This is a genomic window from endosymbiont of Ridgeia piscesae, assembly GCF_001443665.1.
Classification (GTDB): domain Bacteria; phylum Pseudomonadota; class Gammaproteobacteria; order Chromatiales; family Chromatiaceae; genus Endoriftia; species Endoriftia persephonae.
Genome location: NZ_KQ557175.1, coordinates 1 through 2812, shown reverse-complemented (window position 1 = coordinate 2812; position 2812 = coordinate 1). Strand labels below are relative to the sequence as shown.

Genomic DNA, 2812 nt, shown 5'->3' with positions numbered 1-2812 from the left:
TCGCCTCCACTACATCTTTCCTTTTCTGATCACGCTGTTCTTTTATCGTAGCCATGGAAAGCAGTATACACTGCCAATACTTTCGGAACGATTAATAAAGTTGAGTAGTCTCCGCAAAATTCTTAAAGTAATCAGTGAGATCCCAGCTTGAATTAAAGGCAATCTTGTCTCGATTTAAGTTGACATTCCATTGTTCAGGGAGGTGGCCTTTCTTGAAAGTCTCTCCCACATAGTCCTCAAAGTCATCATCATCAAAATAATCAAGCAGACCCATGTGGGGGTCATTATGCACATGAGCGGGTACTCCCATATCAGCCAGCAAGTGCACGACACGCCCCAGATTTTCCATCGCTTGCTCTTTGTCGCCCGATATCCACTTATTGATTACATGCTCATCCCAATAGCGATCTGCTCTGTGAGGCGCTGAATAGAATTTCATGCCATCGAACTCTAATCCATAATCATCAAAATCGTGATTCCAAAAATGTTCTACCCAAGGGATTACTCCACTTCTAACATAGCTAAGGAGAGCCGATGCTGCATTCGGGCCATGGTTTTTTGGAATACCCAAGGGACCTATGCTTGTATCTTCAAGGTAGGAGCCATTAACAACCAAATCTATAGCTGAGCTGCCATTGATTTGTTGCGCAAAAAAATATTGTAACCCTGTCGGCAAAAGATTAACTGAGTATCGAGAGATTTTTTTATGAACATGTGTTTTCATATTAATAACACTCTTATTGTTAGGTGAAGGATAGGAAATCCAACCGTTCTTGCCCAAGCATCCCAGCATCGAGGCATCCATCAAGTGCTGGAATTGGACAGGAAGTCCCCTGGGTATGGAGGAAGAGAGGGGTAGCAGGGATCTTGAGGGTCGAGTAGCCACGGGAACTTCCCCCAAAGGCCTTCACGTGAGACTCTCGCCTCCTGCGACTCCTATCGTCCAACCATATCATTTAAGTAAAGCTCCAGTTAACAAACAGACTTGGTTAACGTTGGTGCACGCCCATAAACCAGCGCACCGCCTTGTGTTTGCTCCTAAGCCGTTTGTATTTCCACTTCGCCCGGTGGGCGATCTCTTCAATGAGATAGAACAGAACGCGCCGTAATTCGGTACACCCATATCTTCCATAATATTTTATCCAGCCCTCGCGTGGCTTCTTTTTTACTCGCGCAGTGTGGCAGACGATATCGTTCGCACAGCGCTCGAACTGAATGCCACTACAGTGCCATTCTACCCATGTATAGAATACATAGTGAAGGTACAGGTTGGCCAGCAGTGGACTCACGACATCGCCCTGAGATGTTCCCCGCTCCCTCAACTCCAGGCGTCCTTCCCGATGCCGGATCGGTGCTTTCAGCCAGCGCTCAATATAGAGTATCTCCCACTTGTTCTTCACATGTTTGCGAACTGCACGCATGAGAAGATCGTGGTCGATGTCATCAAAGGGCTCTTTGATGTCCATATCCAGGACCCAGGACCCAGGACCCAGGACCCAGGACCCAGGACCCAGGACCCAGGGACCGTTTCCTGCACCGCTGACGTGCCCGTTCGAGCGCCTCCTGCAACCGTCGGTATGTCCAACAGCCTGACCCCTCCATCCCCATTGTCGATTTCAACTCGCAGTACCGGGGGCGGCCTGTAACTGCCTAATGAAAACCGGTTGTCAGATCCCTCTGAGCTATGAGTTAACACATGAGCCGCTACCGCCTATTGCCTGAGAAGGGTGGGGGTGAAGTGTTGCCGTTTTTTTGAATCTATGAATTCGGCCCATAAATTGCGGTAAACGGGTGGGCTGGCGGTTGGTGCTGGAGTTTTGGGGTGGGAATAATAAACTGTGGAAGCGGCGAGGAGAAGAGCAATGACAAGGAATCAGGGGCGAGTAGTGAGTCGCGCCGTTAAATCGGTTTCGCGTAGCGAAAGCAAATTTCTATCCTTTGAAACTAAATCAACGAAAGCTCCTTATACAAGACCTACAACATAGATCAATAAACTAGTAATCAATGCAATCAACAGTGCTCGCAAGCCAGCCCATAGCCAGAAGCCACCACTAATTTTTCCTATGAATACTCCCAGAAAGAAAATCAATATAAAAGCAACCGTGGCGGCAGTTTCAAGAGGATAACTGATAAGCCACGGATACTGATGCGCCACTCCCAGTGGGGTTATAATTATCAATGCAAAAATGAAAGGTGACATGCCGTTTACCATGGCAACAATAAAGGGCATGAGGCGGGCTGCCTGACCGTGGGCCGATTGCTGCAAGTCTGCAATCATGGCATCTTCCAGTTCTCTTAGTTGTAGTAGTTCAGACCTGATCTGACACCTGACTTGAAAAGAGTGAGGGTTACCGGTTTTGATGGAAGTGCTAACTGACCATCGAAACCAAAGAGGTAACCCTCATGCTTCATACTAACGAGCGGATCATCAAACACAAAGTCGGGCTGCTGAATCTAGCCGAAGAGCTCGGTAACGTCTCCAAAGCCTGCCAGGTCATGGGCCTGTCGCGGGACACTTTCTACCGATACAAACAGGCCGTTGAGGACGGTGGCGTCGAATCGCTGCTGCAAAAAGATCGGCGCAAGCCCAATCCAAAGAACCGTGTCGATGAACAGACCGAATCGTCTGTGTTGACGTATTCGCTGGATTTTCCGTACTCGGGCTTGTCGTTGTCATACAGATGGAATTCCGGACAATTGAAGTTCTTCAAGTAATGCTCTGTAACCCAATGCAGCAACGAAGAGCCTCCCGTTGAGACAAAGGAAACACGCTTGTCCATATCTAAGTCAATTATTGTCTGATCTTCCTCAT

Annotated in this window: 3 protein-coding genes and 1 pseudogene; 1 reads left to right on the top strand and 3 read right to left on the bottom strand. The window is 48.1% G+C overall.

All coding sequences use genetic code 11. The features are described 5' to 3' along the window. Positions 1-91: 91 nt before the first annotated feature. The 3 genes from Ga0074115_RS16035 to Ga0074115_RS15385 all read right to left on the bottom strand — a co-directional run bounded on the left by Ga0074115_RS16035 (position 92) and on the right by Ga0074115_RS15385 (position 2278). Complete coding sequence (locus Ga0074115_RS16035) at positions 92-724, bottom strand: phospholipase C/P1 nuclease family protein (RefSeq protein ID WP_232433158.1); 633 nt, start codon at positions 722-724, stop codon at positions 92-94. Between the two features lie 265 nt (positions 725-989). After that, on the bottom strand, positions 990-1472 hold the full coding sequence (locus Ga0074115_RS15390) for a reverse transcriptase domain-containing protein (protein ID WP_269747101.1): 483 nt from the start codon (positions 1470-1472) through the stop codon (positions 990-992). A gap of 491 nt (positions 1473-1963) precedes the next feature. After that, positions 1964-2278, bottom strand: a complete 315-nt coding sequence (locus Ga0074115_RS15385; RefSeq protein WP_060528705.1) for a VIT1/CCC1 transporter family protein — start codon at positions 2276-2278, stop codon at positions 1964-1966. A gap of 125 nt (positions 2279-2403) precedes the next feature. Between Ga0074115_RS15385 and Ga0074115_RS15380 the strand changes: the two are divergent. After that, a pseudogene (locus tag Ga0074115_RS15380) lies at positions 2404-2664 on the top strand (helix-turn-helix domain-containing protein); the annotation flags it as partial. Positions 2665-2812: the final 148 nt, after the last annotated feature.